Here is a 26,689-nt window from a genome sequence, read left to right on the forward strand (position 1 = left end):
GGGGTCCCTGGAATCCCCCGCGGTGTCGCCCGGTCAGTCCCGCGCCGCAGGCCCCTCGCTGTGCGGCAGCCGCAGCGTGAAGACCGTCTCACCCGGGCGGCTGCGAACCTCGGCGGTACCGCCATGGGCGGCAGTGACGGCAGCCACGATAGCCAGGCCGAGACCCGCACCTCCGCCAGACGCATGGCGGCGGGAATCGCCTCTGGCGAAGCGCTCGAAAACGGTGCCCTGAGCGGCCTCGGGGACCCCCGGCCCGTCGTCGATGACAGTCAGCACCGCGTGCTCGCCGCAGTCTCGTACCCCCACCTCGACCGTCGTCCCCTCGGGGGTGTGCACTCGTGCGTTGGCCAGCAGGTTGGCCAACGCCTGGTGCAGCCGGTGCCGGTCGCCGCACACGGTGACGGGCTGCTCCGGCAGGTCCAGCGTCCAGCGGTGGCCGCGGCCCGCGACCCGGGCGTCGTCGGTCGCGTCCAGCACCAGGCGGGTCAGGTCCACCGGGTCCCGCTCCAGCGGCCGTCCCGCGTCCAGCCTGGCCAGCAGCAGCAGATCGTCGACCATCTCCCCCATCCGGCCCGACTCGGCCGCCACCCGGTGCACCGCATGCGTGATCTCGGGCGGCACCGGGCCGGGATGGCGCAACGCCAGCTCGGCGTGGCCGCGGATCGACGCGACCGGGGTGCGCAGCTCATGGCTGGCGTCGGCGGCGAACCGGCGCAACCGCTCCTCGCTGGCATGCCGCTGCGACAGCGCGTCCTCGACATGGCTCAGCATGAGGTTGAACGCCGAGCCGACCCGGCCGACCTCGGTCCTCGGGTCCGCGTCCGGAACCCGCGCGGGCAGCGCCACCTCGCCGCTGGCCAGCGGCAGCCGGGTCACGGAGGCGGCTGTCGCCGCCACCCTGCTCAGCGGGCGCAGACTCCAGCGCACCCACAGGGCACCGGCCACCCCCGCCACCACCAGCACCGCGCCGAAGACCGTGGCCGACACCAGTTCCAGCCGGTGCACGGCCGCCTCGATGCCCGCCGTGGGCAGCCCGGTGACCAGGACGTCCCCGTCGTGCCCGGGCACCGCCGCGACCCGGTAGCGGTGCAGCGCCGACAGGTGGATGTCCTGGGCGCGGCCGTCCGTCGGCAGGGCGGCGAGCGCCCGCTCGTCCGCGGCGTCCAGCGACACCGCGGTGTCGGCGCCCGAGGAGCGCACCACGGCCACGTCCGTCACCCGCCCGCCCAGCAGCCGCGCCCCGAAGGTGCCCGGTGCCTGGCGCCGGGTGTCCGCCCGCACTCCCCCGGCGCCGCCGTCCGCCGGGTCGCCGCGACCGCCGTGCTCCAGGCTGGCCGGGAAACGGCCGCCCGCCGCGGCCAGCTGCTGGTCCAGCTGGTTGGTGAGGAAGCCGCTCAGCGACAGCACCGCCGCCAGCCCGACCGCCGCGCACCCGACCGCGAGCAGCACGACGAGCCCGCAGGTCAGCCTGGCCCGCAGGGTCCGCGGGCGGATCCCGGCGGCGGCACGGCGCAGCAGCGGCGGCGGGTTCACCGGTCCGCCGGTTTCAGTACGTAGCCCGCACCACGGACGGTGTGGATCATCGGAGCGCGGCCCGCGTCGATCTTCTTGCGCAGGTAGCTGACGTACAGCTCCACCACGTGCGCCTTGCCTCCGAAGTCGTAGGACCACACCCGGTCGAGTATCTGCGCCTTGCTGAGCACCCGGCGCGGGTTGCGCATCAGGTACCGCAGCAGCTCGAACTCGGTCCTGGACAGTTCCACCAGCTCACCCGACCTGCTCACCTCACGGGCGTCCTCGTCCATCACCAGGTCGCCCACGATGAGAAGTGAACCATCCTCGTCGCGAAGCCGCGTCATGCCCGCCCGGCGCAGCAGCCCGCGCAGCCGGGCCACGACCTCCTCCAGGCTGAACGGTTTGGTGACGTAGTCGTCACCGCCCGCCGTCAGACCCGCGATCCGGTCCTCCACCGCGTCCCGCGCGGTGAGGAACAGCACGCACACCTGCGGCTGCTCCGCGCGCAGCCGCCGCAGCACCTCGAAGCCGTCGACGTCCGGCAGCATGACGTCGAGCACCACGGCGTCGGGCCGCAGTTCACGGGCGGCGGCGAGCGCGGAGGCGCCATCGGCGGCGGTTCGCACCTGCCAGCCCTCGTAGCGCAGGACACCGGAGAGCACATCGGCCAGATCCGGTTCGTCGTCCACGACCAGGACACGGACGGGGGTGCCGTCCTCGCGGGTGAGCGACGGCAGGCGGCGGGAGGGGGCGCTGGGGTTCGTCATGATGCCTACAGGATTGCGCGGCCACTTCTGAGTTTCCTCTGAAGCCGCTCTACGGCCGCCCCCTCAGAGGCTCCTCAGAACTTACCGGGGCACAGTGGGCCGTCCGGTAAGCGGAAGGAGCCACTGGTGACCACCACGTACGACGGTAGGGCGGTGCGCAGGCACGCCGCGCCGCCGCTACGCGCACGGCGCTCGCCCGCACCGCTGATCCTCGCGCTGGTCCACCTGGGAGCGGCCGGGGTGCTCGCCCTGTGGTGGACCGGCACCTCCTCGGTCGTCGGGACCGACGGCTGGCTGGTCGGCGCGGGCCGGATCGCCGGGCTGCTCACCGGCTACACCTGCGCCGTGCTCGTCGCGCTGATGGCCAGGGTGCCCGCGCTGGAGCGCGGCGTCGGAAGCGACCGGGTGGCGCGCTGGCACGCGATGGCCGGGCGGTGGACGGTGAGTCTGCTGGCGGTGCACGCGGGCTGCGTCCTGCTGGGGTACGCGATGCAGGACCACAGCTCGCTGGTGCACGAGACGCTGAACGTGGTGCTGCACTACCCGGACATGCTCAAGGGCACGCTGGGCGCGGTGATCCTGGTGGCCGTCGGGTTGCTGTCGGCGCGCGCCGTGCGCCGCCGGGTCGCCTACGAAACCTGGTACTACCTCCACCTGCTGACGTACGTCGCGGTCTTCCTCGCCTTCTTCCACCAGCTGTCGCTGGGCGCCCAGTTCGCCGGGAACGCGGTGGCGCAGGCGGCCTGGTACCTGTTGTACGGCGGGGCGGCGGGTCTGGTGCTGTGGTACCGGGTGCTGGCTCCGGTACGGCTCAACGCGCGGCACCGGTTGCGGGTGGAGTCGGTGGTGCGGGAGGCGCCGGACGTCCACTCCGTGCTGATCCGCGGCGAGCGGTTGGCCGAACTCGGCGCGGAGCCCGGGCAGTTCCTGCGCTGGCGCTTCCTGTCCGGGGCGCTGCGCTGGACCGCCACGCCGTACTCGCTCTCCGCCGCGCCCCGCCATGACCGGCTGCGGATCACCGTCAAGGCGGCGGGCGGCCACAGCGCTGCGCTGGCGGGGTTGCGGCCGGGCACCCGGGTGTGGGCGGAGGGACCGTACGGGGCACTCACCGCGGGCCGCCGCTCGCGCCGCAAGGTGCTGCTGGTCGCCGGAGGTGTGGGCATCACGCCGCTGCGCGCGCTGTTCGAGACGCTGCCCGCAGGGCCCGGGGATCTGACCCTGCTCTACCGCGCCCGTACCCCTGAAGACCTGGCGCTGTGGGGCGAGTTGCAGGAGATCGCCTCGGTGCGAGGTGCGCGCGTGTACAGCGCGGTCAACGGCCCGGACGGCCGCCGCGCCGACATCAGCGCGGCCGCGCTGCGCACGGTGCTCCCGGACATCGCCGAGCACGACGCCTATCTGTGCGGTCCACCGGGCCTGATGGAGCAGGCCCACGCGGCGCTACGGGAGGCCGGGGTGCCGGGCCGCCGGATCCACCACGAGTCCTTCGAACTGTGAGCAGGAGCATATGTTGACCAGGAATCCGCTGCGTCGAACCGTCCTGGGCGCCGCCGCGACGGTCTCCGGGATCGTGCTGCTGCTCGCCCTCAAGCCGCACTCCGCCCCGGCCCCGGCGCTGGCGCACGCCACCGCCCCCACCAGCCCCCCGACGTCGTCGGCAGGCGCACCGTCAACAGGCGCGCCGTCAAAGGGCGGTACGGCTCCGGCGAAACGCACGGGCACGGTCACCGGCAGCACGGTGCAGACCGACTACGGCCCCGTACAGGTCCAGGCGACCTTCGCCAACGGGCGGATCACCGGGGTCACCGCCCTGCAGACGCCGTCGGACAACCCACGCGACCAGGAGATCGCCTCGTACGCCGTGCCCCAGTTGACCCGGGAGGCGATCGCCGCGCAGAGCGCGCACATCGACGCGGTGTCCGGGGCCAGTTACACCAGCGCGGGCTACATCCAGTCGCTGCAGAGCGCGTTGGACCGGGCCGGTGGCTGAGCGGCGGCGGTTGCGGCACGTCGAGGAGGCCATGGGCACGGTCTTCTCGTTCGACATCGCGTGCGACGGCGGGCCGCGGGTGCGCTCCGCCATCGAGGCGGCGGTGGCCTCGCTGCACACGGCGGACGCGGTCTTCTCCACCTACCGGCCGGACAGCCAGCTGTCCCGACTCGCCCGGGGCGAGGTGGACCTCGCGCGGTGCGACGCGGACGTGGCCGAGGTTCTGCGGCTGTGCGAGCGGGCGCGGGAGCGGACCGACGGCTGGTTCAGCGCCGGATACGCGGGCGGCCTCGACCCCACCGGCCTGGTCAAGGGGTGGGCGGTGGAGCGTGCGGCGCGCATGATCTCAGAGGCGGGGGCGAGGGGCGTGTGCGTCAACGGCGGCGGTGACATCCAACTGCTCGGGGAGCCGGAGCCCGGCCAGCCCTGGCGGGTGGGCATCGCGCATCCGCTGCGGCCGGGCGAGCTGGCCACCGTGGTCGAGGGCGCCGACGAGCTGGCGGTGGCCACCTCGGGGACGGCGGAACGCGGCTGCCATGTGCTGGACCCGCGCAGCGGACGCCCACCGGTCGACGCGGCCGCCTCGGTGACCGTGCTGGCCCGCTCCCTGGCCGACGCCGACGCCTGGGCCACGGCGGCCTTCGCGATGGGCACCCGGGCGCGCCACTGGCTCGACGCCCAGGCGGGCGTCGAGGGCTTTGCGGTCACCGCCGACGGCGGCACCTGGCGGACCACCCGGTTCGACCGGGTGTCCGCAGTTCGCTGCAGCTAGTGCCGGTCCGGCGGATCCTCCCTGGGTTGCGGTGGGTTCGCCACCGCCGGTCCGCACCCTCGTGGTCGCTCGCCGTCGCGGCGGACGATGGATGCCGCTACGCGGCGGAGTACTCGTACCGCCGGACCGGCGAGAGGTTCCTGCCGCTGCACCTGCGGAAAATTCCTCCCGCCGCGACGGCGAGCAGCCCGGCGGTGCGGACCGCCGGTGCGGACCGACGGTGCCAAACCGCCCGCCAGACCGCCGGTCCGGCGGACAGTCCCGGGCACGGGGCGCGGCGTGCCCCCTCGCTACGCCCGAGCGGCTAGCGGTCCCGTTGGGCGAGCCGCAGCAGATGATCGGCCAGTGCCTGGCCGCCCGACGGGTCACGGCTGATCAGCAGCAGGGTGTCATCACCCGCGATGGTGCCCAGGATGTCGTGCACCTCGGCCTGGTCGATGGCCGAAGCCAGGAACTGGGCGGCACCCGGAGGCGTGCGCAGCACCACGAGGTTGGCGGAGGCTTCCGCGGAGATCAGCAGTTCGCCCGCCAGCCGGGCCATCCGCTCCTCCTTCACCGATTCGCCCAGCGGTGCCATCGGGGTACGGAACCCGCCCTCCGACGGCACCGCGTAGATCAACTCACCGCCGGTGTTGCGGATCTTGACCGCGCCCAGCTCGTCCAGGTCGCGTGAGAGCGTCGCCTGGGTGACGTTCAGACCGTCGTCGGCGAGCATCTTGGCGAGTTGGCTCTGCGACCGCACCGGCTCCCGGTTCAGGATGTCAACGATCCTGCGGTGTCGCGCGGTGCGGGTCTGCGGTACGGCCGGGCCGCCGCTCTGCTGCGCCTCGGTCATGGTCGTCATTCTCCGGATCGTCGTGCCCCGCAAGCCACCTCAAGGACACCGGGTAGCGCCCGGAGGAACGCATCCACCTCGTCCTCTCCGAGGATCAGCGGAGGAGCGAGCCGTACCGTGTCGGGCACTGCGGCGTTCACCAGGAGTCCGGCGTCTTGAGCCGCCTGCTGCACCTGGGCGGCGAGGGGCTCTGTGAGCACGATACCGATCAACAGCCCCGCACCGCGTACCTGGTCGACGAGCGGGTGGCCGAGCGCCTCGATGCCGTCCCGCAGCCGCTCACCAGTGCGCTTGACCCGCTCCAGCAGTCCCTCGCCCTCGATGGTGTCGAGTACCGCGAGCGCCGCCGCGCAGACCACCGGGTTGCCGCCGAACGTCGTCCCGTGCTGGCCGGGCGTCAGCAGGTCGGCGGCGTCCCCGAAGGCGACGGCGGCACCGATCGGCAGCCCGCCGCCGAGGCCCTTGGCCAGCGTGACGACATCCGGCTCGATGCCCTGCGCCTGGTGGGCGAACCAGTGGCCGGTACGGCCGATGCCGGTCTGGACCTCGTCCAGGACCAGCAGGGTTCCGGTGCGGCGGGTGATCTCACGGGCGGCCGTCAGATAGCCCTCGGGCGGTACGACGACGCCGTTCTCGCCCTGGATCGGCTCGATGAAGACGGCCGCGGTCCGCTCGGCGACCGCGGCGCGCAGCGCGTCCGCGTCCCCGTACGGCACATGCGTGACATCGCCGGGCAGCGGCCGGAACGGCTCCTGCTTGGCGGGCTGCCCGGTGAGGGCGAGGGCGCCCATGGTGCGGCCGTGGAAGCCGCCCTGCGTCGCCACCATGTGGCCGCGGCCGGTCCGTCGTCCGATCTTGAAGGCCGCCTCTACCGCCTCCGCACCGGAGTTGCAGAAGAAGACCCGGCCCGGGCGGCCGAACAGCCGCATCAGCCGTTCGGCCAGGACGACCGGGGGCTCGGCGATGAACAGGTTGGAGACATGGCCGAGTTGGGCCATCTGGTGTGCCACGGCGGCGGCGATCGCCGGGTGCGCGTGGCCGAGCGCGTTCACCGCGATGCCGCCGACGAAGTCGATGTACTCCCTGCCGTCGGCGTCCCACACCTTGGCGCCCGCGCCGCGCGCCAACGGCAGCCGCGGGGTGCCGTAGTTGTCCATCAGCGCGCCCTGCCAGCGCTGGGTGAGCTCGGCGTTCGTCATTCCCGTCCCCCCTGGGGTGCGTCCGGCACGACCATGGTGCCGATGCCCTCGTCGGTGAAGATCTCCAGCAGGATGGCGTGCTGTACCCGTCCGTCGATCACCCGGGCAGTGTGCACGCCGTTACGCACCGCGTACAGGCACCCCTCCATCTTGGGCACCATTCCGCTGGCCAGGTCGGGGAGCAGCTTCTCCAGCTCGCTGGCGGTCAGTTGGCTGATGACGTCGTCGCTGCTGGGCCAGTCCGCGTAGAGGCCTTCCACATCGGTGAGGACCATCAGCGTCTCGGCGCCCAGCGCGGCGGCGAGCGCGGCCGCGGCCGTGTCGGCGTTGATGTTGTAGACATGGCCGTCGTCGGCGCTGCGGGCGATCGAGGAGATGACCGGGATCCGGCCGTCGTCCAGCAGCGCCTGGATGGCGCCGGTGTCGATCTCGGTGATGTCGCCGACCCTGCCGAGGTCCACGCGCTCGCCATCGACCTCGGTGTACCGCTTGACGGCGCTCATGGTGTGCGCGTCCTCGCCGGTGAGCCCGACGGCCAGCGGCCCGTGCTGGTTGAGCAGCCCGACCAGCTCACGTTGCACCTGACCGGCCAGCACCATCCGTACGACGTCCATCGTCTCCGGGGTGGTGACCCGCAGGCCCGCCTTGAACTCCGAGGTCAAGCCCAGCTTCTCCAGTTGGGCGCTGATCTGGGGGCCGCCGCCGTGCACCACCACCGGGCGCAGTCCGGCATGCCGCAGGAAGACCACGTCCTTGGCGAAGGCGGCCTTCAGCTCCTCGTCGACCATCGCGTTGCCGCCGAACTTGATGACGACGGTCTTGCCGTGGTGGCGGGTCAGCCAGGGCAGCGCCTCGATGAGGGTCTGCGCCTTGGGCAGGGCGGTGTGCTTACGAGTACTCATGAGCTGTACGCGCTGTTCTCGTGGACGTAGTCGGCGGTGAGGTCGTTGGCCCAGATCACCGCGGAGTCGCCGCCCGCGGCGAGGTCCGCGGTGATGCGCACCTCCCGGTACCGCATGTCGACCAGTTCCCGGTCCTCGCCCACCGAGCCGTTCTTGCACACCCAGACGCCGTTGATGGCGACGTTCAGCGCGTCGGGCTCGAAGGCGGCGGAGGTGGTGCCGATCGCCGAGAGCACCCGGCCCCAGTTGGGGTCCTCGCCGTGGATGGCGCACTTGAGCAGGTTGTTGCGGGCGATGGACCGGCCGACCTCGACCGCGTCGTCCTCGCTCGCGGCGTTGATGACCTCGATGCGGATGTCCTTCGACGCGCCTTCCGCGTCCCCGATCAGCTGCCGGGCCAGATCCGCGCAGACCTGCTGGACGGCGGCGGCGAACTCCCGGTGTCCGGGGGCGATCCCGGACGCGCCGGAGGCGAGCAGCAGCACGGTGTCGTTGGTGGACATGCAGCCGTCGGAGTCGACCCGGTCGAAGGTGGTGCGGGTCGCGGCGCGCAGCGCCTTGTCCAGGGCGGGCGCGTCCAGGTCGGCGTCGGTGGTCAGGACCACGAGCATCGTGGCGAGGCCCGGCGCGAGCATGCCGGCGCCCTTGGCCATCCCGCCCACCGTCCAGCCGTCGCAGTCCACGACCGATGTCTTGTGCACGGTGTCGGTGGTCTTGATGGCGATGGCGGCCTTCTCGCCGCCGTGCGCGGAGAGTTCGGCGGCGGCCTTCTCAACGCCCGGGAGCAGCTTGTCCATCGGGAGGCGTACGCCGATCAGCCCGGTGGAGGCGACGGCGACCTCACCCGCGTTGAGGTTCAGCACGTCGGCGGCCTTCTCCGCGGTGGCGTGGGTGTCCTGGAATCCCAGCGGCCCGGTACAGGCGTTGGCGCCACCGGAGTTGAGGACGACAGCGCTCACCGTGCCGCCCTTGAGGACCTGTTCTGACCACAGGACGGGAGCGGCCTTGACACGGTTGGAGGTGAAGACACCGGCGGCGGCCAGACGCGGGCCGTTGTTGACGACGAGGGCGAGATCGGCGTTCCCGCTCTCCTTGATCCCGGCGGCGATCCCCGCCGCCGTGAAGCCGTTTGCTGCCGTGACGCTCACTGTGTCTCTCCGTTCGCTTCTCCGCCCGCGAGGCGAGGGTTCCGATGTGTCGATGTCTGCGGCCCGTCGGCCTCGCGCGCGTCACTCACCGTGTCTCTCCGTTCGCTTCTCCGCCCGCGAGGCGAGGGTTCCGATGTGTCGATGTCTGCGGCCCGTCGGCCTCGCGCGCGTCACTCACGGTGCTACTCCGATCGTGGAAAGTCCCAGCTCCTCGGGGAGGCCGAGGGCGACGTTCATGCTCTGCACCGCGCCGCCGGCGGTGCCCTTGGTGAGGTTGTCGATGGCGCTGATGGCGATGACGCGGTGCGCGGTCTCGTCGTAGGCGACCTGCAGCAGCGCGGAGTTGGACCCGTGGACGGCCGCGGTGGACGGCCACTGCCCCTCGGGGAGCAGATGGACGAACGGCTCGTCCCGCAGCGCCGTCTCGTACGCCGCGCGCAGGGTGTGCGCGGTCACGCCCGCGGTGGCCCTCGCGCTGCAGGTGGCCAGGATCCCGCGGGGCATCGGGGCGAGAGTCGGGGTGAACGAGACGGTGACCGGCCGGCCCGCGGCCGCGGAGAGGTTCTGCACCATCTCCGGGGTGTGCCGGTGGCCGCCGCCGACGCCGTACGGGCTCATCGAGCCCATGACCTCGCTGCCCAGCAGATGCGGTTTGGGTGTCTTGCCCGCGCCGGACGTTCCGGAGGCGGCCACGACCACGGCTTCGGGCTCGGCCAGCCCTGCCGCGTACGCCGGGAACAGCGCTAGCGACACGGCGGTCGGGTAGCAGCCCGGAACGGCGATCCGGCTGGCCCCCTTCAACGCGGCACGGCCACCAGGCAGTTCCGGCAAGCCGTACGGCCAGGTCCCGGCGTGCCCGGAGCCGTAGAACTTCTCCCAGTCGGCGGCACTGTTCAGCCGGAAGTCCGCGCCGCAGTCCACGATCAGCGTGCCGTCTGCGAGTTGCTCCGCCACGGCGGCGGACTGCCCGTGCGGCAGCGCGAGGAAGACCACATCGTGCCCGGCGAGCACCTCCGGTGCGGTGGGTTCCAGCACCCGGTCGGCGAGCGGCAGCAGATGCGGCTGCAGCGCACCGAGACGCTGGCCGGCGTTGGAGTTCCCGGTGACCGCTCCGATCTCGATCTCGGGGTGCGCGAGCAGCAGACGCAGCACCTCGCCGCCCGCGTATCCGCTCGCCCCCGCTACCGCCGCCCGCAATGCCATCGAACCCTCCTCGTCGATGGCATGACTATACGGCGCGTCGAACTTTTATGCAAAGACGGTTCGATGCACTCCCCGCGCACTCCGCTGGGGCCGGATCCGCAGTCCAGCGCCCCTCAGCCGGAGGATCCGCCCTCGCGCGACTCCTTGAGGTAGGTACGCGCCAGCGCGCCGGCACCCGTGAACCAGTCCGCGAGTACGGCGACCTCGTCGGGCGCGTAGTCCGCGAAGAGCTCGGCGAGGAGCGCGTAGTACGGCTCGTAGACGGCCCGCACACGTTCGGCGGCGGCCGGGACGGCGGCGACGCGCACTCGGCGCCGGTCAGCGGGGTCCGGCTGCCGGGTCACGAACCCGCCGCGCTCAAGGCGTTTGAGGATGCCGGTCACCGCCACCGTCGTGACATGCGCGCGCCCAGCCAGGTCACCGGCGGAGGCCGGGGAGTCCCCGGCCTCCAGGACGTATGCGAAGCAGATGAGGTCCGCGACACTCAGACCCAGGTTCCGGGCGAACTCCTGCTGCCCGACGACACTCGTCGCGATGAGGCCGTCCATCGCACTGATCGCGTCCGAGGCCGAGGCGGCGGGGCGATGCTTGCCCTCCTCGGGTGCCGACTGGCGGGTCGGCGCGGCGTTCCGGTACGCACGGTCGTCGTCACCGCTTCTCGTACGGGTTCTTCGGCCGACCTGTCGTCCTGACATCTGCCGCGTCGAGCGCCAGGCGTGCCTGGCCGGAGCCCGGCTTCGGGCGTCAGGTGGGGCGGCTATCCGACGAGTGTCTGGGTGCCGAGCACGGTGAGCAGTTCGAGGCGTTCGGCGTCTTCGGTGCCGGGCTCGGCCGTGTAGATCATGATGTGCAGATCGCTGCCCGCCACGTTGAGCACGTCGCAGTCCAGCGTCAGGGGGCCCACGCGCGGGTGGTCGATGGTCTTGCGCGCGGCCTCATGGCGACCGACGGCGCCGGAATCCCACAGCTCGGCGAACCGGTCGCTGTTCGCGCGCAGTTCCGCGACCAACTGCTGTAGCCGCCGGTCGTCCGGATAGCGGCCGGTGACCGAGCGCAGGTCGGCGACCAGCGCGGCCTCGAACGCACGCAGGGACTCCGGCGGGTGCCGGGCCCGGCTGCCCGGGCCGACGAAGTGTCGCCACACACTGTTGCGTTGGTTGCCGCGCCATCCGGACGGGTCGCCCATCAGCGCCGCGTACGCCGCGTTGGCCAGCAGCAGCGTCCAGGACGCGTCGTAGACCGCGACGGGCGACCCGGTCAGTCTGTCCAGGAGCCGCTGCATGCTCGGGGTGATGTACGCGGGTACCGTTTCCGGGCCCGGGGGCGCCAGCTCGGCCAGCCGGAACAGGTGCGCGCGCTCGGACTGCGACAGCCGCAGGGCCCTGGCCAGGGCTTCGACGACCTGCGCCGACGGGTGGGACGCGCGGCCCTGTTCGAGACGCGTGACGTAGTCGACGGAGATCCCGGCCAGCAGGGCCAGTTCCTCACGGCGCAGTCCGGCCGCGCGCCGCTGTCCACCGGCGGGCAGCCCTGCGGCCTCCGGCGAGACCCGATCGCGCCAACGGCGCACCGCCTTCCCGAACTCCGCCGTCGCCATGCCCACCAGTGTGCACCGCGGGCCGCGGACCTGCCTGGTACCGGCAGTCCTAGGAAGACCGGACGACTGACGGGCCACACCGCCGAGCCGGAGCCTGGAGGCACGACGACAACACTGATCACCGGAGCGAACCAGGGACTGGGCTTCGAGACCGCCCGCCGACTCATCACCGCGGGCCACACCGGCTGCATCGGCAGCCGGGATGCCGAACGCGGGCGCCGCGCGGCCGGGCGCCCGGATGGTCCTCGTCGACGTCACCGACGACGCCGGGCCGCTGATGAGGAAGCAGCACCGCCCCGGCCGGGCGCTTTGCCAGCCGGGGCGGTGCTGTCGCGGACGGAAGAGCGGTCAGCCCTTCGCGTCAGCGGTCGGTGCGTCAGCGCAGGGAGGCCAGCGCCCGGTTGAAGGTCTCCGACGGGCGCATGACCGCCGAGGCCCTGGCGGCGGCGGGCTGGTAGTAGCCGCCGATGTCGGCCGGGGAGCCCTGCACCGCGATCAGCTCGTCGACGATGGTCTGCTCCTGCTCGGTGAGCGTCTTGGCGAGATCGGCGAACGCCTCCGCGAGCTGGGTGTCGTCGGTCTGCTTGGCCAGCTCCTGCGCCCAGTACAGCGCCAGGTAGAAGTGGCTGCCGCGGTTGTCGATGCCACCGACGCGGCGGCTCGGCGACTTGTTCTCGTTGAGGAAGGAGCCGGTCGCGCGGTCCAGGGTGTCCGCGAGCACCTTGGCCCGTGCGTTGCCCGTGGTCTGCGCGAGGTGCTCGAAGCTGACCGCGAGCGCGAGGAACTCGCCCAGGCTGTCCCAGCGCAGGTAGTTCTCCTTGACGAGCTGCTGGACGTGCTTCGGCGCGGAGCCGCCGGCGCCGGTCTCGAACAGGCCGCCACCGTTCATGAGCGGGACGACGGAGAGCATCTTGGCGCTGGTGCCCAGCTCAAGGATCGGGAACAGGTCGGTCAGGTAGTCGCGCAGCACGTTGCCGGTGACCGAGATGGTGTTCTCACCGCGGCGGATGCGTTCCAGCGAGAACCTGATCGCCTCGACCGGCGACATGATCTCGATCCGCAGGCCCTCGGTGTCGTGCTCGGGCAGGTAGGCCGTGACCTTCTCGATCAGCTGCGCGTCGTGGGCGCGGCCCTCGTCCAGCCAGAAGACGGCCGGGTCACCGGTGGCGCGGGCGCGGGAGACGGCGAGCTTGACCCAGTCCTGGATCGGTGCGTCCTTGGTCTGGCACATGCGGAAGATGTCGCCGGCGCTCACGGCCTGCTCCAGCACCACGGTGCCGCTGCCGTCGAGGACCCGCACCGTGCCGGTGGTGGGGATCTCGAAGGTCTTGTCGTGGCTGCCGTACTCCTCGGCCTTCTGCGCCATCAGACCGACGTTCGGCACCGAGCCCATCGTCGCCGGGTCGTACGCGCCGTTCGCCCGGCAGTCGTCGATGACGACCTGGTAGATCCCGGCGTAGCTGCTGTCCGGGATGACCGCGAGGGTGTCGGCCTCCTGGCCGTCCGGGCCCCACATGTGGCCGGAGGTGCGGATCATGGCCGGCATCGAGGCGTCGACGATGACATCGCTCGGTACGTGCAGGTTGGTGATGCCGCGGTCGGAGTCGACCATCGCCAGGGCGGGGCCGTCGGCGAGCTCGGCCTCGAAGGACGCCTTGATCGCCGCGCCGTCGGGCAGCGACTCCAGGCCCTTCAGGATGCCGCCGAGCCCGTCGTTCGGGGTCAGACCGGCCGCGGCGAGCGTGGCGCCGTGCTCGGCGAACGTCTTCGGGAAGAAGGCGCGCACCGCATGGCCGAAGATGATCGGGTCGGAGACCTTCATCATGGTGGCCTTCAGGTGCACCGAGTACAGCACGCCCTCGGCCTTGGCCCGGGCGACCTGCGCCGCGAGGAACTCGCGCAGCTCCGCCACCCGCATGACGGACACGTCCACGACCTCTCCGGCGAGGACCGGAACCGACTCACGCAGGACGGTGGTGCTGCCGTCGTCCCCCGCGAGTTCGATGCGCAGCGAGCCCGCCTCGGCGATGACCGCGGACTTCTCGGTGGAGCGGAAGTCGTCGGCGTCCATGTGCGCGACGTTGGTCTTCGACTCGGGCACCCAGGCACCCATCTTGTGCGGGTGCGCCTTGGCGTAGTTCTTCACCGCCGGCGCGGCGCGGCGGTCGGAGTTGCCCTCGCGCAGCACCGGGTTGACGGCGCTGCCCTTGACCTTGTCGTAGCGCGCGCGGACGTCCCGCTCCTCGTCGGTCTTCGGGTCGTCCGGGTAGTCCGGCAGTGCGTAGCCCTGCTGCTGCAGTTCGGCGATGGCCGCCTTCAGCTGCGGGATCGAAGCCGAGATGTTCGGCAGCTTGATGATGTTCGCCCCGGGGGTCCTGGCCAGCTCGCCGAGTTCGGCGAGGGCGTCATCAATGCGCTGGCTCTCCTCAAGACGCTCGGGGAAGCTGGCGATGATCCGCCCTGCCAGAGAGATATCACGGGTCTCCACAGTGACCCCGGCCGTCGAGGCGTACGCCTCGATCACAGGCAAGAACGAATACGTCGCCAGGGCCGGGGCCTCGTCGGTGTGGGTATAGATGATGGTCGAGTCAGTCACCGGGTGCTCCGCTCCACGTCTGCACATTGCTTGACATCAAGATATCCCGTGATCGACTCACCTTCGAAAGGGCCCTGCCCTTTTGAAAGAGCCCTGCCTTCTACCGGCGGCACAAAGCGACGCCTCGCCCCCGTGCCACCCGGACCGGCATCAAAGAGCCAGCACGACGGCGGCGACGAAGCCGCCCAGCAGCAGCGCGAAGGAGGCCTCGCGCCAGCCGCCCTTCCCCCAGCGGAACGGCCGGTCCAGGGCGAGGCGGCCGGGACCTGTGGCGGCGATGGCGAGTGCGACGGCCGCGATGCACACGTTGTACTCCAGGCCGCCATGGGTTTCCCACACGCCGTGGGCGGCGGTGACGGTCACCATGGCGTTGATCATGACGCCGATCAGGGCGGCGGCTGCCAGCGGCGTGAACAGCCCCAGGGCCAGGCCCAAGCCGCCGAGGAACTCGGCGCCGCCGCCGACAGCGGCGAACACCGTTCCAGGGCGGTACCCGAGCGAGGCGAACCCCCTGCCGGTGGCGGACAGGCCATGGCCGCCGAACAACCCGAAGAGCTTCTGGGCGCCGTGTCCCGCCATCAGCAGCCCGACAGCGAGCCTGATGAGCAGCAGACCGCAGTCCCCGGCGGACACCGAGCCCCTCGCCGGGGTGGCGGCCGCAGGCTCGGGAGGGGCGCGCAGCCGCTCGACGATGAGTTTCATCGGGAGCCCTCTTCCCTAGACTGGGGCTCTCCATGGTGGCGCCGACCGTCCAGGGGACCAGCGCGCACCCTACGGAGGATAGCCCTCACCGTGACATACGTCACAGATGCCCCGTGGTGTTCAAACCGCCGCCTTCGGTTGTGCGTCCCGAATACCGCGACACCGCCTCGTAGTTGGCGAGTCGTACGCCCAGCCCCAGCGTTCGGCGACATGATTCTCAGGAACAACGACGGCGGTCCTCAGCATGGAACCCGGGGTGCGGCGCCGCACGATGCCCGTACCACCGGCGGTGGGCGCTGCCGCCCCCGCGCTGGGCGGATGCGGGAAGGGCTCGGCGAACACGGCACCGCGGGACCGGACCCCGCCACCGGCGCAGTGCCCGCGGCAGCCGCCGGGAACGGAGGGGCAGACGTGCTCATGATCATCCGCCATGCCGAGAAGCCCAGTGGCTGCGGTTCTCCCTACGGGGTGACCGAGGCGGGCGAGAAGGACGACCAGTCGCTGACCGTCCAGGGCTGGTCCCGTGCGGGCGCGCTGATCGGGCTGTTCGACCCGCGCGGCGGTGACGGGCGGAGCGCGCCGCCGCGCCCCGGGCTGGCCCGCCCGGACCGGATCTTCGCCGCCGACCCGTCCGGCGGCGACAGCAAGCGCCCCAAGGAGACGGTCACCCCGCTCGCAGCCACCCTGGGCACCTCGATCGACCTGCGGTTCGCCAAGGGCCAGGAAGCCGCGCTCGCGGCGGCGCTGCGCACCGCCTCCGGGCCCACGCTGGTCTCCTGGGAACACCAGAACATCTCGGCGATCATCGCCCATCTGGGTCCCGTCGCCCCGGAGCCCCCGGCGTCCTGGCCGGGCTCCCGGTTCGACGTGGTCTACGTCTTCAACCGCGACGGCGACGGCTGGGCCTTCAGCCAGGTGCCGCAACTCCTCCTCGCGGGTGACTCCCCCGACCCCATCACCTGATCGCGGTCGACCGGCGGTCAGGCTCCGTGGTCCCGATCCGTCGCGCGGGTGCGGGACCGCCGTACGCGAATAGACTTGGCACGTCCACGCTAGGGAAGTCTTTGCCGGGCGGGAGGTCAGCGATGCACGCGGACAAAGGCGACAAGATCACGGTGCACGGCAGGACCGTGGGCCATCACGACCGGACGGCTGAGATCCTCGAGGTGCTGGGCGAGAAGGGCGATCCTCCCTACCGGGTGAGGTTCGAGGACGACGGGCACGAGTGCCTGATGTCGCCCGGTCCCGACTCGGTGGTCCGGCACATCAAGTCCCCACCAGCCGCGAGCTGAAAGCGGGCCGGAGGCTGCGAGGCGCTCTGGCCCGCGTCGGATAGTGGTCGGCGACCACCCGGGCCATCGCACCGGTCGGGTCGGCGGCCACATCCTTGGCCGAGAAGTAGACGTTCCCCAGCACCTGCGGCCATGCCCGGTCAAGGGTCAGGTGGCGGCTCAGTTCGCCGGCATCCCCCCATGCGGCGGGCTGGCCCGGTGCGCCCTGCCGATGGAGCGCCTCACCGATGTAGAGCTGGACTCCGCTACCGGTGACGGCGTCGGACCACCACGGGACGAGCTTGGCGTAGTCGGCAGCGGCGAGGCCGATGTTCCAGTACAGCTGCGGGCAGATGTAGTCCAGCCATCCTTTCCGTACCCACCCGCGCGAGTCGGCGTAGAGGTCGTCGTAGCTCTGGATCCCCGCCGAGCTGGGGGAACCGAGCGGATCGGCGGAGTCGTTGCGCCACACTCCGAACGGGCTGACACCGAACCGCGCGGTCGGCCGGATCCGCTTGATGAGCGTGCCGGTCTCCCTGACGAGAAGGTCGACGTTGTGCCGCCGCCAGGAGGCGCGGTTCGGGAAACCGGCTCCGTAGGCGTCGTACGCCTCACCGTCGTCGAACTCCTGGCCCTCGACCGGATACGGGTAGAAGTAGTCGTCGAAGTGCACACCGTCCACCGGATACCGCCGCACCGCGTCCAGCATCGCCTCCCGGACGAAGCGCCGTACCTGGGGCAGCCCGGGGTTGTAGTACAGCTGGCCGCCATACCCGACCACCCAGTCCGGGTGCCGCCGGGCGGGGTGCGTCGCGGCCAGCCTGCCGGGGTCGGGCTGCGGCGACACCCGGTACGGGTTGCACCAGGCGTGCAGCTCAAGCCCCCGGCGGTGCGCCGCGCGCACCGCGTAGCCGAGCGGATCCCAGCCGGGGTCCTGGCCCTGGGTGCCGGTCAGATACTGCGACCACGGCTCGTACCGGGATGGCCAGAAGGCGTCCGCGGCCGGTCTCACTTGGAGCAGCACCGCGTTGAGCCGTCGGTCGGCCGCGCTGTCGAGCAGCGCCACCAGCTCCGCCTGCTGCTCCGGTACGCCAAGACCCGGCGCCGAGGGCCAGTCGAGGTTGGCCACCGTGGCGGCCCACATCCCGCGGAACTGCTCGGGGAGCCGGTCCCGGGCATCAGCGGGAGTGGCGGCCAGTACACCGGCCAGCGCGCCCACGGCCGCCGCGGTGAAGCCCCTTCGGCTGATCTCTTCCATCATCTTCCCTGACTGACCGTCATACCCTGTCGGTGCCTGCCGATGATGGGCGCACGATGCGCCGCGGGCAATCCTTCGGGCGGCACGGCGCGTCGCCCGGCGCGGACGGTGGCTACCATCGACGGCGTGTGTCATCCCGTACCCGACGTGCTCGCCTACCTGGAAGGCCGGTGGCGGGTGGCGCGTACGGTCCGCGACCTCGGCAGCGGGGAGACCGGCACCTTCGAGGGCAGCTGCGAGTTCCGGCGGGAACGCCCCGACGGCGCGCTGCTGCACACCGAGGAGGGCCAGTTCACCTGGGGTGGCGTGACCCGGCCCGCGCACCGCGGCCACCGGTTCGAGCCGGTCGGCGACGGTACGAGCGAGGTCCGCTTCCCCGACGGCCGCCCGTTCCACCACCTCGACCTGCGCACCGGACGCTGGCAGGCGCACCACCCCTGCGCCGCGGACGCCTACCGCGCGGAGTTCACGGTGACCGGTGCGGACCGCTGGCAGGTGGTCTGGAAGGTGACCGGGCCACGGAAGGATCTGCTCATGATCACTATCCACGACCGGCTCTGAGGCGGGCCCGAAGCCCGGTGTAAGGTCGCGAGGTGGCGCGGGTCGACGCGGACCGGCCGCCCGCCACTCCGTGACCCGGGGCGGCGACATGCGAACAGGAAGAGGCGCACACGGTGGGCGACATCCAGTTGGTCGGGGTAGTGGGCTGCGGGCAGATGGGCGCGGGCATCGCCGAGGTCTGCGCCAGGGCGGGACTGGACGTACGGGTCGCCGAGACCACCGGTGAAGCCCTGGAGCTGGGCCGTACCCGGCTGACCAACTCGCTCGGCCGGGCAGCCGAGCGCGGCAAGATCACCGAAGCGGAGCGGGACGCGACGCTTGACCGGCTCTCCTTCACCACCGACCTCGGCGAGTTCGCCGACCGCGATCTGGTGATCGAGGCGGTGGTGGAGAACGAGCAGGTCAAGACCGACATCTTCCAGGTGCTCGACCAGGTGGTGACCCGGCCGGACGCCATCCTCGCCTCGAACACCTCATCCATTCCCTTGGTGAAGCTCGCCGTCGCCACCTCGCGCCCCGACCAGGTGCTCGGCATCCACTTCTTCAACCCGGCCCCCGTGCAGAAGCTGGTCGAGCTGATTCCGGCGCTCACCACCGGCGAGCAGACGCTGCTGCGCACCGAGAAGCTGGTCTCCGACGTACTGGGCAAGCACGCCATCCGCGCTCAGGACCGGTCGGGCTTCGTGGTGAACGCACTGCTGGTGCCGTACCTGCTCTCCGCGATCCGGATGTTCGAGTCGGGAATCGCCACCCGCGAGGACATCGACAACGGCATGGAACTGGGCTGCGCCCACCCGATGGGCCCGCTCAAGCTTTCCGACCTGATCGGTCTGGACACCATCGCGGCGATCGCCGACTCGATGTACGCCGAGTACAAGGAGCCGCTGTACGCCTCGCCGCCGCTGCTGCAGCGCATGGTCGACGCGGGCCGCCTCGGCCGCAAGAGCGGCCACGGCTTCTACGACTACGCGTAACCGGCTACGCGTAACCGACTACGCGTAGCCGCCGGGGCGTTCAGTAGCGCGCCCGCACCCGGCGGTGCTCCCGCCCCGCCGACCTGCCGCACTGGACGGGTACCCGTCGTGGATCACGGGACAGCGCGAGCATCGCCGCGTCGTCGGGCAGCCGCCCGTGCGCATGGGCGGTCAACGCCGCGCGCATCCCGTCGACCAGCAGGTCGGGGATGATCGCACCGCACCGGATCGCCGCCCGCGCGGCCGTCCGCAGTGCCTCCGGCAGCGGGAAGAACGCTCCGGAGGCGTCGCGTGCGTCCTGCGCCCCGTCGGTGTGCAGGAACAGCGCCTGCCCGGACAGCAGGTGGCTGCGGTGCACGGTGAGCACCTCGGCGCCGGGGTCCAGTACGCCGAGCGGCGGCAGCGGCCCGGCGGTACACAGCGGTTCCGCGGACGGCTGCGGGCGGCGCGCGGCGTCGATCCGATACGGCCATGGATGGCCGCAGTTGAGCACCGCGAGCCGACCGTCGCAGCGGACTTCCAGCAGCAGTACGGTGACGAACTCCTCCGCGACCGGAGCGTCCTGGTCCGCCGCCGGGGAGCGTTCCGCCGACCGCTCGGCGCGGGCCCGCTCGCCCAGATGCCGGCGCAGGGTGCGGTCCAACCGCCTGAGCACACCGACGAGTTCGGCCTCGTCGTGGGCGGCCTCTCGGAAGCTCCCGAGCAGCGCCGCCACCGTGCCGATCGCGGCGAGGCCGTGGCCGCGGACGTCGCCGAGCACCACCCGCACCCCGTACGGCGTGGCCAGCACCTCGTACAGGTCACCGCCGACTTCCGCACCCCGGTACGCCGAGATGTAGTCCCCGGCCACCGCGACCCCGGCCACCCTGCGCGGCAGCGGACGCAGCAGGACCCGCTGGGCGGCGGCCGCGATCTGCCGGGTCCGCTCCAACTCCCTGAGCAGCCGCAGCCGTCGGCCGGTGGACAGGCAGGCGGCCAGCACGGCCGAGGAGACCACCAGCAGTTGGATGGCCGGGACGCCCCCGCAGACGCTGATCTCGACGGTGACGACGGCGGCGGTCCACAGACCGGGCAGCGTGACCACCAGGGCCCTGCGGTGGAAGGGGCAATTGGCGGCCACCGGGGCCGCGCCGCTACGCGTGCCGGCCGCTCTGCGGGTCAGGATCATTCGACGGCTCCCCCTCGCAGCAGGCGCCGCGATCGTCGACGGAATCGCTCCCCCGGGTCCTCCCGTACCGAAGGGCAGGGGCGAAGCGAGCCCTCTTGCGTGGCCGATTGTTGCGACCGGAAGCAGCCGATCGATGAGCCTTAACGGACATTTCACCAGATCGGGTGAAACGACCGAGGGCCGGTCCGGCGGGATCGCCGGACCGGCCCTCGGGGCAGCGTGCTACGCGCCGCGCAGCACCGCTCCGGTGCGCTCGGCCGCGGTGACCACCGCGGCGTCGCGCGCGGCGGACGCCTCCTCCGCGGTCAGCGTGCGGTCGGTGGCGCGGAAGCGCAGGGCGTACGCCAGCGACTTCTTCCCCTCGCCGATCTGCTCACCGGAGAACACGTCGAACAGCCGTAGGTCCTCCAGGAGTTCACCGGCGCCCGCACGCAGTGCGGCCTCGACATCGGCGGCCGGGACGGCGGTGTCCACGACCAGCGCGACGTCCTGGGTGGCCACCGGGAAGGTGGAGACCCGCGGTGCCCGCAGCGGCCCGCCCCGGGCCTGCTCCAGACGCTCCAGGTCGAGCTCCATCGCGCTGGTGCGCTCCGGCAGGTTCATCGCCTTGATGACCCGCGGGTGCAGCTCCCCGGCATGACCGACGAGTTCGTCTCCCACGTACAGCGCCGCACAGCGGCCCGGGTGCCAGGGCGCGTACTGGTCCTGACGGACGATCAGCTCGACTCCGGCCTCGCGGGCGATGGTACGGGCCGCCTCGACGGCGTCCACCCAGCTCGCCGGGTAGCCCTTGCCCCACCAGCCCTGCGGCTCACGGGCGCCGGACAGTACGACGGCGGCGTGCACCGGCTGGTGCGGCAGCGCGGCGTCGAGCGCGCCGATCTCCTCGTCGGTGGGACGCCGGTCCACCGTCAGCTTCGGCGGCGCGGGCTCGTCCCCCGTCGGCTGGAAGACCAGGCCGGTCTCGAACAGCGCCAGGTCCTGCGCACCGCGCCCGTGGTTGCGGCGCAGCGTGCCGAGCAGCCCCGGCAGCAACGTGGTGCGCATCGCCGGCTCCTCGTCGGAGAGCGGGTTGACCAGCGTCACCGCACGGCGGCGCGGGTCGCCCGGCTCCAGACCGAGCTGGTCGAGGACCGCGTCACCGACGAACGGGTAGCTGAGCACCTCCACGTACCCGGCACCGGCCAGCGAGCGGCCGACCCGGCGGCGCAGCAGCTGCGACTCGGTCAGCCCGCGCCCGGAGGGCAGCTTCGGCAGCGTCGACGGCAGGTTCTCATAGCCCTCAAGCCGGATGACCTCTTCGGCGAGGTCGTTCGGGTCGGTGAGGTCGGGACGCCAGCTGGGCACGGTGACGACCAGTTCGTCGGCGCCGTACACATCGCAGCCGACCTGCTGCAGCCGCCGTACCACGGTCTCCCGGCCGTACTCGGTACCGGCCACCCGGTCCGGGTGGTCGGCCGGGATCGAGATCGTGCGCGGTGCGGACGGCGTGATGACCTCGGTCACCCCGGCCTCCGCGGTGCCGCCGGCCAGCAGGACCAGCAGGTCGACGGTGCGCTGCGCCGCCGCGGAGGCGGCCTGCGGGTCGACGCCGCGCTCGAAGCGCTTGGACGCCTCGGAGGAGAGCCGGTGGCGGCGGGCGGTGCGGGCCACCGCGACCGGGTCGAAGTGCGCGGCCTCGATGACGATCTCGGAGGTGCCGCGCACCTCACCGGTCTGCTCGTCGCGTACCGGGTCGGCGATCTCGGTGTTGGCACCGCCCATCACACCGGCCAGGCCGATCGGGCCGGAGTTGTCGGTGATCACCAGGTCCTCGGGGTCGAGGGCCCGCTGGGTGCCGTCGAGCGTGGTGAGCTTCTCGCCCGGCTGGGCGCGGCGTACCCCGATGGGACCGTCGAGCCGGTTGCGGTCGTACGCGTGCAGCGGCTGACCGAGCTCCAGCATCACGTAGTTGGTGATGTCGACGGCCAGCGAGACCGGGCGCATGCCCGCCTTCTGCAGCCGCCGCTGCAGCCAGATCGGGGAAGCGGCCTCGGGGTCGACGTTGACCACGGTGCGCGCGGTGAACCGGTCACAGCCGATGGGGTCGGCGACCTTCACCTGGTAGCCGTAGGAGTTCGGCGCGGGCACGTCGAGCAGCGCCGGGTCGCGCAGCGGCAGCCCGTACGCGGTGGCGGTCTCGCGGGCGATGCCGCGCATCGACATGCAGTAGCCGCGGTCCGGGGTGACGGCGATGTCGAGGACCTCGTCGACCAGTTCCAGCAGCTCGATGGCGTCGGTGCCGGCCTCGTGCTCCGGCGGCAGCACGATGATGCCGTCGCCCCCCAAAGAATTGGACACGGTGTCGCCCATGCCCAGCTCGCTAGTGGAGCAGATCATGCCCTCGGAGGTCCTGCCGTACGTCTTGCGCGCGGAGATCTGGAAGTCGCCGGGCAGCACACCGCCGGGCAGGATCACCACGACCTTGTCGCCGACGTGGAAGTTGGTGGCGCCGCAGACGATGTTCTGCGGCTCACCGGTGCCGTTGGCGGTGCCGACGTCGACCTGGCAGAAACGGATCGGCTTCTTGAAGCCGGTCAGCTCCTCGATGGCCAGTACCTTGCCCACGACCAGCGGGCCCTTGAGGCCGGCGCCGAGCTGCTCGACCCTCTCGACCTCAAGCCCGGCGGAGACGAGTCGCTCCTGCACATCACGACCGGTCTCACCGGCCGGCAGGTCGACGTACTCCCGCAGCCAAGAAAGCGGGGCCCGCATCAGATCTCCATCCCGAACGGAAGGGTGAACCGCACGTCACCCTCGACGATGTCTCGCATGTCCTCGACGTTGTGGCGGAACATCAGCATCCGCTCGATGCCGAAGCCGAAGGCGAAACCGCTGTACTTGTCGGGGTCCACACCGCAGGCGGTGAGCACCCGCGGATTGACCATGCCGCAGCCGCCGAGCTCGATCCAGCCCTCGGAGGAGCAGGTACGGCACGGACGGTCGGGGTTGCCCACCGAGTCGCCACGGCACACGTAGCAGACCATGTCCATCTCGGCGGACGGCTCGGTGAACGGGAAGTAGTTGGGCCGCAGGCGGGTGCGCATACCCTCGCCGAACAGCGCCTGCACCATGTGGTCCAAGGTGCCCTTGAGGTCCGCCATGGTCAGGCCCTCGTCTACGGCGAGCAGCTCGACCTGGTTGAAGACCGGGGTGTGGGTGGCGTCCAGCTCGTCGGTGCGGTAGACGCGGCCCGGGCAGATCACATAGACCGGCGGTTCGCGGTCGAGCAGCGAGCGCACCTGCACCGGGGAGGTGTGGGTGCGCAGCACGACGTCGCCGGACGCCGAACCGGTGCCGACCCGCCTGCCGTTGGCCTGGCCGGCGTTGACGAAGAACGTGTCCTGCATCGTGCGGGCCGGGTGGTCCGCGGCGATGTTGAGGGCGTCGAAGTTGAACCACTCGGCCTCGATCTCCGGGCCCTCGGCGACCTCGTAGCCCATGGCCACGAAGACGTCGGCGATCCGGTCGGAGAGAGTGGTCAGCGGGTGCCGGGCACCGGCCGGACGGCGTTCGTACGGCAGCGTGACGTCCACCGCCTCCTCGACCAGCACGCGGGCGTCGCGCTCGGCTTCCAGCTGCTCCTTGCGGGCCGCCAGCGCCTTGTTCACCGCGCCGCGCGCCTGGCCGACGCGCTTGCCGGCCTCCGCCTTGGCGTGTGGCGGCAGCGCGCCGATCTCACGGTTGGCGAGCGCGAGCGGTGAACGGTCGCCGGTGTGGGCGACCTTCGCCTCGTGCAGCGCGTCCAGATCGGCTGCGGCGGCGAAGGCGGCGATCGCCTCGTCCCGCATCCGCTCGATCTCTTCCGGTTTCAGTGCCTCGACCTCGACAGGGTCGTACGACTTATTGGGTGCCGACATCTCTTCCCGTGTTTCCGGTTGGCTGGCGCGCGGTCTGTCTTCGACCTGGATGGCCCGTTTCCGACCTGAGTGGCCAAAGGTCGAGTCTAATGGGCACGGGGTCCCGCCCGTCGCCCACCACCGCCCTCAGCGGGGACGCCGCGCGCCGCTGCGTTCACCGTGCGCGTCCGAGGGCCGAAGAGGAGGCCCGTGGAGGCTCAGCCCATGAAGGCCGGTGCCCCGACGGGCAGGATAAATCGGAACTGAGCGCCGCCACCGGGGGCTCGGGACACCGTGATCGTGCCGCCGTGGGCCTCGATGATGCCCTTGACGATGTACAGGCCGAGGCCGGTGCCACCGCGTCGGTTGCCCCGCCAGAAGCGGGTGAAGACGCGGCCCATCGACTCCTCCGGAATGCCAGGCCCCTCGTCGCTCACGGTGACGGCCGTTCCGGCACACCCCCGCTCGCGCGGGGAAGACGAGGGCGCCACGTCGATGATGACAGTCCCCTCGCCGTGCCGCACCGCGTTTTCCAGCAGGTTGCTCAGCACCTGTTGCAGCTTGTCCGGGTCGGCCCACAGCGCGGGCAGCGGGCCCGACGCCCGTACCCGGAATCGGTCGGCCGGGGTGCCGGCCGCGATGTGCGCCTCCACCCGGCGCCGCACGGCGGCCTCGATGTCCACCAGCTGACGGCGCACTTCGAGTCGCCCGGCGTCGATGCGGGAGATGTCCAGGAGTTCGGCGATCAGCCGGGTGACGCGGTTGGCGTCGGCGTCGACGGTCTCCAGCATGAGCTTCTTCTGGTCGTCGGTGAACCGCTCCCACTTGGCGAGCAGGGTGGCCGTGAACCCCTTGACCGAGGTCAGCGGAGAGCGCAGCTCGTGTGCGACGGTGGCGATCAGCTCGGCGTGGCTGCGTTCGGTACGCCGACGGCATCCGGTGCCGCGCAGCGCGACGACCAGGCGGCGCACCGGTCCGGTGGGGTGCTCTCGTACGTAGCGCGCGGAGACCAGGACTTCGCGGCCGCCGGGCAACAGCAGGTTGCGCTCCGGCTGGCCGGCGCGGATGGCCAGTCCCCGGTACGGATCGGTCACCGTCCACCAGCGGCGGCCCTCTAGGTCCTCGAGCGGTAGCGCGTGTTCGATCGGCAGGCCGATGACATCCGCCGGGCGCAGTTCGGTGAGCCGGGCGGCGGCGGCGTTGAAGCAGACCACCCGCCCGGTCTCGTCGGCGACCACCAGTCCGTCGGGGAGGTCGTCCGGGTCCAGGCCGAGGTCCGCCAGGTCCGCGCCGAACTTCGCGAGGCTCGTGGTACGACTGGCGGCGGTTCCGGCGTCCATCCCCCTGCTCCCCTTCTCGGGTTCGGCCCGCCAGCCTACTAGCCGGAGGTTACGGAGCGGCACCCTCCCGGTGCGCGCTGCGCACGCGCCGAGGCGTAGAGGCACACCGCGGCGGCGGTCGCGAGGTTGAGGCTCTCGGCCCGGCCGTGGATGGGGACGCGCACCACCTCGTCGGCCAGCGCGCGGGTCTCCTCCGGCAGCCCCCACGCCTCGTTGCCGAAGATCCAGGCGGTGGGACCGCCCATGGTGCCCTCGTCGAGTTCGCTGTCCAGGTCCCGCTCCCCCGCGCCATCGGCGGCGAGCAGTCGTACCCCCGCCTCCCGCAGTCCGGCGACCGCCGTCTCCACCGGCACGCCGACCGCGACCGGCAGATGGAACAGACTGCCCACCGAGGCGCGTACCGCCTTGGGGTTGTACAGGTCGACGGAGGCGTCGGTGAGCACCACCGCGTCGGCCCCCGCGGCATCCGCGCAGCGCAGTACGGTTCCGGCGTTGCCGGGGTCGCGGACGTGCGCGAGAACGGCGACGAGCCTGGGTTCGGCGCGCAGGATCTCCTCGAACGGCGAGTCCAGGAACCGGCAGACGCCCACGATGCCCTGCGGGGTCACGGTGTCGCAGACCTCGGCCACCACCTCGTCGGTGGCGGTGAACACGGTCACGCCCGCCGCGCGGGCCGCCGCGACGATGTCGGCGTGCCGCTGCATCGCCTCCGCCGTCACGTACACCTCGATCAGATGCCCGATCGCCTCGCGCACCGCCTGCGGGCCCTCCGCGAGGAACCGGCGCTCCTTGCCGCGGAAGCTGCGCTTGGCCAGCCGCCGCGCCGCGCTGACGCGCGGGGATCGCAGGGAGGTCAGCTCGGGGGTGGGGGTCACTGTGGCGGACTTTCGGTTGACTGTTGTGGGCAACCGTTCCGCGGGGCGGAACGGTTGGGCACAACCGGCGGAGGGGGCACCTCCCAGCGGTAGCCGGGGGGAGGGTGGGCACAACCAACAGACCCGCAGGAAAGAGAA

General features: G+C 71.8%; 24 protein-coding genes and 1 pseudogene. 8 read left to right on the top strand and 17 right to left on the bottom strand.

The window, feature by feature from the left end:
• Positions 1-33 precede the first annotated feature (33 nt).
• Both P2L57_RS28710 and P2L57_RS28715 read right to left on the bottom strand, forming a co-directional pair.
• Complete coding sequence (locus tag P2L57_RS28710) at positions 34-1,533, bottom strand: sensor histidine kinase (protein WP_275819275.1); 1,500 nt, start codon at positions 1,531-1,533, stop codon at positions 34-36.
• Positions 1,530-2,282: a response regulator transcription factor gene (locus tag P2L57_RS28715; protein ID WP_275819277.1), complete on the bottom strand. Its 753-nt coding sequence runs from the start codon at positions 2,280-2,282 to the stop codon at positions 1,530-1,532. The genes P2L57_RS28710 and P2L57_RS28715 overlap by 4 nt, the downstream gene beginning before the upstream one ends.
• A gap of 126 nt (positions 2,283-2,408) precedes the next feature.
• Between P2L57_RS28715 and P2L57_RS28720 the strand changes: the two genes are divergently transcribed.
• The 3 genes from P2L57_RS28720 to P2L57_RS28730 are packed head-to-tail and all read left to right on the top strand — an operon-like array spanning position 2,409 to position 5,044.
• Positions 2,409-3,779 (top strand): ferredoxin reductase family protein, encoded by a 1,371-nt coding sequence (locus tag P2L57_RS28720; protein ID WP_275819279.1) that lies wholly within the window; start codon positions 2,409-2,411, stop codon positions 3,777-3,779.
• 10 nt (positions 3,780-3,789) lie between these two features.
• The gene (locus tag P2L57_RS28725) at positions 3,790-4,272 is read left to right on the top strand and encodes an FMN-binding protein (RefSeq protein ID WP_275819281.1); all 483 of its coding nucleotides are present in this window, start codon (positions 3,790-3,792) and stop codon (positions 4,270-4,272) included.
• Positions 4,273-4,303: 31 nt separating this feature from the next.
• Positions 4,304-5,044 carry an FAD:protein FMN transferase gene (locus P2L57_RS28730; protein WP_275819465.1) on the top strand — a complete coding sequence of 247 codons (741 nt, stop codon included), beginning with the start codon at positions 4,304-4,306 and terminating at the stop codon, positions 5,042-5,044.
• A 304-nt stretch (positions 5,045-5,348) separates the two neighbouring features.
• Here the strand turns inward: P2L57_RS28730 and P2L57_RS28735 are convergent, their stop codons facing one another.
• The 7 genes from P2L57_RS28735 to P2L57_RS28765 all read right to left on the bottom strand — a co-directional run bounded on the left by P2L57_RS28735 (position 5,349) and on the right by P2L57_RS28765 (position 11,928).
• Positions 5,349-5,879, bottom strand: a complete 531-nt coding sequence (locus tag P2L57_RS28735; protein ID WP_275819467.1) for an arginine repressor — start codon at positions 5,877-5,879, stop codon at positions 5,349-5,351.
• Positions 5,880-5,884: 5 nt separating this feature from the next.
• Entirely contained in the window at positions 5,885-7,078 is a 1,194-nt protein-coding gene (locus P2L57_RS28740; RefSeq protein ID WP_275819283.1) for an acetylornithine transaminase, read from the bottom strand.
• Positions 7,075-7,980, bottom strand: a complete 906-nt coding sequence (argB, locus tag P2L57_RS28745; protein WP_275819285.1) for an acetylglutamate kinase — start codon at positions 7,978-7,980, stop codon at positions 7,075-7,077. Before argB ends, P2L57_RS28740 begins: the two co-directional genes overlap by 4 nt.
• Positions 7,977-9,128: a bifunctional glutamate N-acetyltransferase/amino-acid acetyltransferase ArgJ gene (gene argJ / locus P2L57_RS28750; protein ID WP_275819287.1), complete on the bottom strand. Its 1,152-nt coding sequence runs from the start codon at positions 9,126-9,128 to the stop codon at positions 7,977-7,979. The genes argB and argJ overlap by 4 nt, the downstream gene beginning before the upstream one ends.
• A 174-nt stretch (positions 9,129-9,302) precedes the next feature.
• Positions 9,303-10,331 carry an N-acetyl-gamma-glutamyl-phosphate reductase gene (gene argC, locus P2L57_RS28755; protein WP_275819289.1) on the bottom strand — a complete coding sequence of 343 codons (1,029 nt, stop codon included), beginning with the start codon at positions 10,329-10,331 and terminating at the stop codon, positions 9,303-9,305.
• Positions 10,332-10,444: 113 nt separating this feature from the next.
• Positions 10,445-10,879, bottom strand: coding sequence for a MarR family winged helix-turn-helix transcriptional regulator (locus P2L57_RS28760; RefSeq protein WP_275819469.1), 435 nt, complete (start codon positions 10,877-10,879; stop codon positions 10,445-10,447).
• 209 nt (positions 10,880-11,088) lie between these two features.
• The gene (locus P2L57_RS28765; RefSeq protein ID WP_275819291.1) at positions 11,089-11,928 is read right to left on the bottom strand and encodes a helix-turn-helix transcriptional regulator; all 840 of its coding nucleotides are present in this window, start codon (positions 11,926-11,928) and stop codon (positions 11,089-11,091) included.
• Between the two features lie 66 nt (positions 11,929-11,994).
• Between P2L57_RS28765 and P2L57_RS28770 the strand changes: the two are divergent.
• Positions 11,995-12,196, top strand: a pseudogene (locus tag P2L57_RS28770) (hypothetical protein); the annotation flags it as partial.
• Between the two features lie 108 nt (positions 12,197-12,304).
• Here the strand turns inward: P2L57_RS28770 and P2L57_RS28775 are convergent.
• Both P2L57_RS28775 and P2L57_RS28780 read right to left on the bottom strand, forming a co-directional pair.
• Positions 12,305-14,524: an NADP-dependent isocitrate dehydrogenase gene (locus tag P2L57_RS28775; RefSeq protein ID WP_275819293.1), complete on the bottom strand. Its 2,220-nt coding sequence runs from the start codon at positions 14,522-14,524 to the stop codon at positions 12,305-12,307.
• Positions 14,525-14,674: 150 nt separating this feature from the next.
• The gene (locus tag P2L57_RS28780) at positions 14,675-15,226 is read right to left on the bottom strand and encodes a DoxX family protein (protein ID WP_275819296.1); all 552 of its coding nucleotides are present in this window, start codon (positions 15,224-15,226) and stop codon (positions 14,675-14,677) included.
• A 411-nt stretch (positions 15,227-15,637) separates the two neighbouring features.
• Between P2L57_RS28780 and P2L57_RS28785 the strand changes: the two genes are divergently transcribed.
• Positions 15,638-16,189, top strand: coding sequence for a hypothetical protein (locus tag P2L57_RS28785; RefSeq protein ID WP_275819485.1), 552 nt, complete (start codon positions 15,638-15,640; stop codon positions 16,187-16,189).
• Positions 16,190-16,311: 122 nt separating this feature from the next.
• Positions 16,312-16,518, top strand: a complete 207-nt coding sequence (locus P2L57_RS28790; RefSeq protein ID WP_275819298.1) for a DUF1918 domain-containing protein — start codon at positions 16,312-16,314, stop codon at positions 16,516-16,518.
• On the opposite strand, the gene P2L57_RS28795 is transcribed toward P2L57_RS28790, so the two are convergent.
• Complete coding sequence (locus P2L57_RS28795) at positions 16,493-17,755, bottom strand: glycoside hydrolase family 10-like protein (protein WP_275819470.1); 1,263 nt, start codon at positions 17,753-17,755, stop codon at positions 16,493-16,495. The two genes, P2L57_RS28790 and P2L57_RS28795, sit on opposite strands and share 26 nt — an antisense overlap.
• A 126-nt stretch (positions 17,756-17,881) precedes the next feature.
• Between P2L57_RS28795 and P2L57_RS28800 the strand changes: the two genes are divergently transcribed.
• Together P2L57_RS28800 and P2L57_RS28805 are read left to right on the top strand one after the other, a co-directional pair.
• Positions 17,882-18,316 carry a DUF6314 family protein gene (locus tag P2L57_RS28800; protein WP_275819300.1) on the top strand — a complete coding sequence of 145 codons (435 nt, stop codon included), beginning with the start codon at positions 17,882-17,884 and terminating at the stop codon, positions 18,314-18,316.
• Between the two features lie 113 nt (positions 18,317-18,429).
• Positions 18,430-19,290, top strand: a complete 861-nt coding sequence (locus P2L57_RS28805; RefSeq protein WP_275819302.1) for a 3-hydroxybutyryl-CoA dehydrogenase — start codon at positions 18,430-18,432, stop codon at positions 19,288-19,290.
• Positions 19,291-19,330: 40 nt separating this feature from the next.
• Here P2L57_RS28805 and P2L57_RS28810 read toward each other — a convergent pair whose 3' ends face one another.
• From P2L57_RS28810 to P2L57_RS28830, 5 genes are all read right to left on the bottom strand, one after another.
• Positions 19,331-20,458, bottom strand: a complete 1,128-nt coding sequence (locus P2L57_RS28810; RefSeq protein ID WP_275819304.1) for a PP2C family protein-serine/threonine phosphatase — start codon at positions 20,456-20,458, stop codon at positions 19,331-19,333.
• A gap of 222 nt (positions 20,459-20,680) precedes the next feature.
• Positions 20,681-23,212, bottom strand: a complete 2,532-nt coding sequence (gene pheT / locus P2L57_RS28815; protein ID WP_275819306.1) for a phenylalanine--tRNA ligase subunit beta — start codon at positions 23,210-23,212, stop codon at positions 20,681-20,683.
• A complete protein-coding gene (gene pheS, locus P2L57_RS28820; protein ID WP_275819308.1) occupies positions 23,212-24,357 on the bottom strand; it encodes a phenylalanine--tRNA ligase subunit alpha in 1,146 nt (381 codons plus the stop codon). Before pheS ends, pheT begins: the two co-directional genes overlap by 1 nt.
• Before the next feature lie 197 nt (positions 24,358-24,554).
• Complete coding sequence (locus tag P2L57_RS28825; RefSeq protein ID WP_275819310.1) at positions 24,555-25,676, bottom strand: sensor histidine kinase; 1,122 nt, start codon at positions 25,674-25,676, stop codon at positions 24,555-24,557.
• A 38-nt stretch (positions 25,677-25,714) separates the two neighbouring features.
• The gene (locus tag P2L57_RS28830) at positions 25,715-26,551 is read right to left on the bottom strand and encodes a TrmH family RNA methyltransferase (RefSeq protein WP_275819312.1); all 837 of its coding nucleotides are present in this window, start codon (positions 26,549-26,551) and stop codon (positions 25,715-25,717) included.
• Between the last annotated feature and the right edge of the window lie 138 nt (positions 26,552-26,689).

Source organism: Streptantibioticus ferralitis, from assembly GCF_029223525.1.
GTDB classification, from domain to species: Bacteria; Actinomycetota; Actinomycetes; order Streptomycetales; family Streptomycetaceae; genus Streptantibioticus_A; species Streptantibioticus_A ferralitis.